Annotated in this window: 1 protein-coding gene; it reads right to left on the bottom strand. The window is 49.2% G+C overall.

Going from position 1 to position 3,922, the window contains the following annotated elements:
* Positions 1 to 3,922, bottom strand: a 3,922-nt coding sequence (locus A587_RS0123635; RefSeq protein WP_017219559.1) for a non-ribosomal peptide synthetase, incomplete at both ends; no start/stop codon positions are given.

Genomic DNA, 3,922 nt, shown 5'->3' on the forward strand with positions numbered 1-3,922 from the left:
GGGCATAATCGCCGTACTGGATCGCCAGCGGCGGCAAAGGGTTGTCCTGCCCCTGGGCATAGGCCGTATATAAACGGCTAAATTCATTGACCAAGATCTCCCGGGACCAGCCATCGGAAGCGATATGATGTATGGTCACTAGCAAGATATGCTCTTTAGCTGAGATTTTCAGCAGCTGCGCCCGCAACATCAAATCCCGTGTCAGATCAAACCGTTTCCCTGCTTCCGTTGAAACGGCTTCGGCTATTCGGGTCTGTAGCGCTTGCTGCGAAAGGGCGGACAGATCCGTCAGCGCCACATCAAAACTGACTAACTCACGGATCAGTTGTATCGGTTCATTATTGTCGCCTGCAACAAAATAGGTGCGCAGGCTTTCATGGCGTAACAGGATAGTGGTAATCGCTTGTTGCAGAGCGTCCTCATTGAGGGTACCGGTCAGTTTTAACGCCGCCGGCATATTATAATGGGCACTGCCGCCGTCGATTTGATCTAACAACCATAGCCTTTGTTGGGCAAAAGACAGGGGCAAGGCCTGAGTCCGGGAAACCTGTATCAAAGGCGGGTGATTCTTACCCTGCTTTTGAGCCGATATAAATTCTGCCAGGCTCGCCAGAACAGGCTGTTTAAAAATATCCCGCAATTTAATTTTCACATCGAATGACTCGCTAACCCGAGCCACCAACTTAGTGGCCAGCAGTGAGTGCCCTCCCAATTCAAAAAAGTTATCCGTAAGGGCAATCCGTTCAAGCCCCAGCAGCTCTTGCCAGATAACGCTTAAGGTTTTTTCTCCTTCGGTTTGCGGGGCGCTGAAGCCGTCGTCTGATATTTCATTGCTCGGCTCAGGTAAAGCATTGCGATCAAACTTGCCGTTGGCGGTCAAGGGGAAAGACTCCAGTACCACAAAATCCGAAGGCACCATATATTCAGGTAAAAGTTTACCTACATGCTGGCGCACTGCTTCAATCAGGCCACTCTTATCGCTTTCGGCATCTTCGGCAAGCAGGTAGCCCACTAGGTGCTTCCCCTTTTCCCCTGCGTCACGGGCAAGTACGACGGCTTCCTTGACACGGCTAAAATCTGCCAAGACATGTTCTATTTCAGCCGGCTCGATGCGAAAGCCCCGGATTTTCACCTGATGATCAGTACGGCCGATAAATTCAAGACGGCCATCTGCCAAGCGACGCACCAAATCTCCGGTGCGGTACAGACGCTGGCAACTATTGTTGTCTTGCTCATTAAAATAAGGGTTGGTGATAAATTTTTCAGACGTCAGCTTATCCTGGTTCAGATAACCCCGAGCCAACCCGATACCACCAATACATAGTTCACCCGGCACGCCACCTGGCGCTAAGGTATTTTCATTCAGGATCAATGCCCGAACATTACCCAGCGGATATCCAATATGGGGCAAGTCGCCGGATATCGGCGTCCAATGGGTGTTAACGCTACATTCTGTTGGACCGTATACATTCACCGCCTTGCGTTGATACTGCTGTTGCCAGTCACATAATCTGGCCCACAACTGGGGAGAAATAGCTTCGCCGCCAATGATTAAGTTAGGTAAAGCACTCTCAAGACCCAAATCAAACCAGCCTTCCACCATTAACGGAGTACAGTCGAGAACACCGCACTGTCCAAAGGTTATCCCTATAGTTTGTGACTCCTGATCGGCATATCTGGGTAAAATACGCAACGGTACACCCGACATCAACTGGGATAGACCCTTAACCGAAGAATCAAAGGCATAAGAAGCGTTTAACCCCCAACAAGCACCTTCCGGCACTATATCCATCCTCTGTATTTCTGCGGCAAGATTGACAATTCCCTGATGCTCGATCAAGACCCCTTTAGCTTGTCCGGTCGAGCCTGAAGTATAAATGACATAGGCTAGATGAGAAGCAGCTAGTCCCAGCGAAGATACAGGCAGGTTATCTTTCGACATATTTACAAGCTCGGCTTGCACTGACTCTTTATCCAGACATAGGGCGTGCGCAGCCAATGAAGGCAAGTCAGCCAAGACCCGCTCTTGGGTCAATACGGTATCCACACCGCTATCCTTAAGCATATAAAGTAGGCGTGATTCAGGATAGCTCGGATCAAACGGCACATAAGCACCGCCAGCTTTGAGGATCGCCAATATACCGATAACCATATCCATAGAGCGATCGACGCAAAGACCCACTAAGGTATCCGGTTTCACCCCTTGCAGCTTAAGGTGATGGGCGAGTTGGTTGGCTCGGCGGTTAAGCTCGCCATAATTCAGACTACCCTCTTGCGTTATCAGGGCGATTTTATTTGGCTGCGACGCAGCTTGTACTTCAAATAACTCATGAATGCACAGCTGTGGAGCAACACTCGATACCCTGTCTTTGCCAACATTGAGGAGCAGACGACGCTCTTGTTCGGTGACCAGTTCATGGGCGAAAACGTCCTTCTCCGGCGACTGCACCATGGCGAGCAATAAAGTTTCAAAATGACCGGCCATCTGCTTTATAGTCTCTATATCAAAGAGATCGATATTAAAGCCCCATTTAAGTTGCAGCCCCTGCTCACTTTCAATCACATTTAAAGTTAAATCAAACTTGGCGGTACCTACCCCTTGATCTTCCATAGCCGATAAGGTTAATCCGGGTAGGGACAGACTGCCTCCATCATTGTTTTGTAAGGCCAGCATTACCTGGAATAAAGGCATATGACTCAGATTACGCTCCGGCTGCAGTCTCTCAACCAAAAGCTCAAAAGGCACTTGTTGGTGAGCATAAGCATCCAGCAACATCTGTTTACTTTGTGCCAGCAGCTCCCGAAAACTCGGATTGCCAGAGGTGTCACTGCGCAGTACCAGGGTATTAACAAAGAAGCCGATCAAATCTGCTACTTCCAACTGCTCCCGATTGGCTACTGGCGTGCCTACCACTATGTCATTTTCATTGCTGTACCGTGACAAAAGCACGGAAAATGAGGCATGCAGTCCCATAAATAAGGTTGCGCCCTGGGCCTGGCATAATTGCATTAATTTTCTCAGGCAGGCTTTATCTACACTAGAGTAATGTACATTGCCGGCAAAACTCTGCCTCGCAGCTCTGGGGCGATCAAGCGGCAAATTATGGACCACAGGCAAGCCCGCTAACCGGTCTTGCCAAAAAGCCAACTGGTCATCCAGTCTAGGCCCCTGCAGATAGTTACGTTGCCAGTGGGCGTAATCGCCATACTGGATGGCAAGTGGTATTAGGGGATTATCTTCTCCCTGTACATAAGCACGATATAAACGGCTAAATTCATTCACTAATATGCCCATAGACCAGCCGTCTGAGGCAATATGATGCATAGTTACCAGCACAATATGTTCCCGAGAAGAGAGCTTAAGCAACTGCGCTCGCAGCATAAGTTCCCGGCTTAGATCAAAAGTTCGTGAAGCTTCAGCAGAAACCGCAACAGCAAGTTGTACTTGCTGCTCCCCTGCCGTAAAAGTGGATAAATCGGTTACCGGTACATGGAAAGTGAAATCTTCCTGAATCTCTTGCCGCGGATCGCCATCCCCCACTGAGATAAAACGAGTGCGCAAACTTTCATGGCGCTGGATCACAGTGAAAAAAGCCCGCTCCAGCGCCTGAACATTTAATTTACCTTCCAGCCTCAGAGCCCCCGACATGTTATAATGGGCACTTCCGCCGTCGATCCGGTCCAGTAACCATAACCTTTGTTGTGCATAAGAAAGGGGTAAATCAAGCTCTCGGCAAACAGGTGTTAGTTGCAGCCGATTGGGATCGCGCTCATAACCGGATAAAACAGCTGCAAGCTCAGCCAATATCGGTCGGCTGATAACCTCACGCAACGGCAATGAGATATCAAAAGTTTCATTAATTCTGGCCACCAACTTAGTCGCTAATAAGGAATGGCCGCCTAGCTGGAAAAAGTTATCCAT

It is taken from the genome of Pseudoalteromonas sp. NJ631, assembly GCF_000276645.1.
GTDB classification, from domain to species: Bacteria; Pseudomonadota; Gammaproteobacteria; order Enterobacterales; family Alteromonadaceae; genus Pseudoalteromonas; species Pseudoalteromonas piscicida.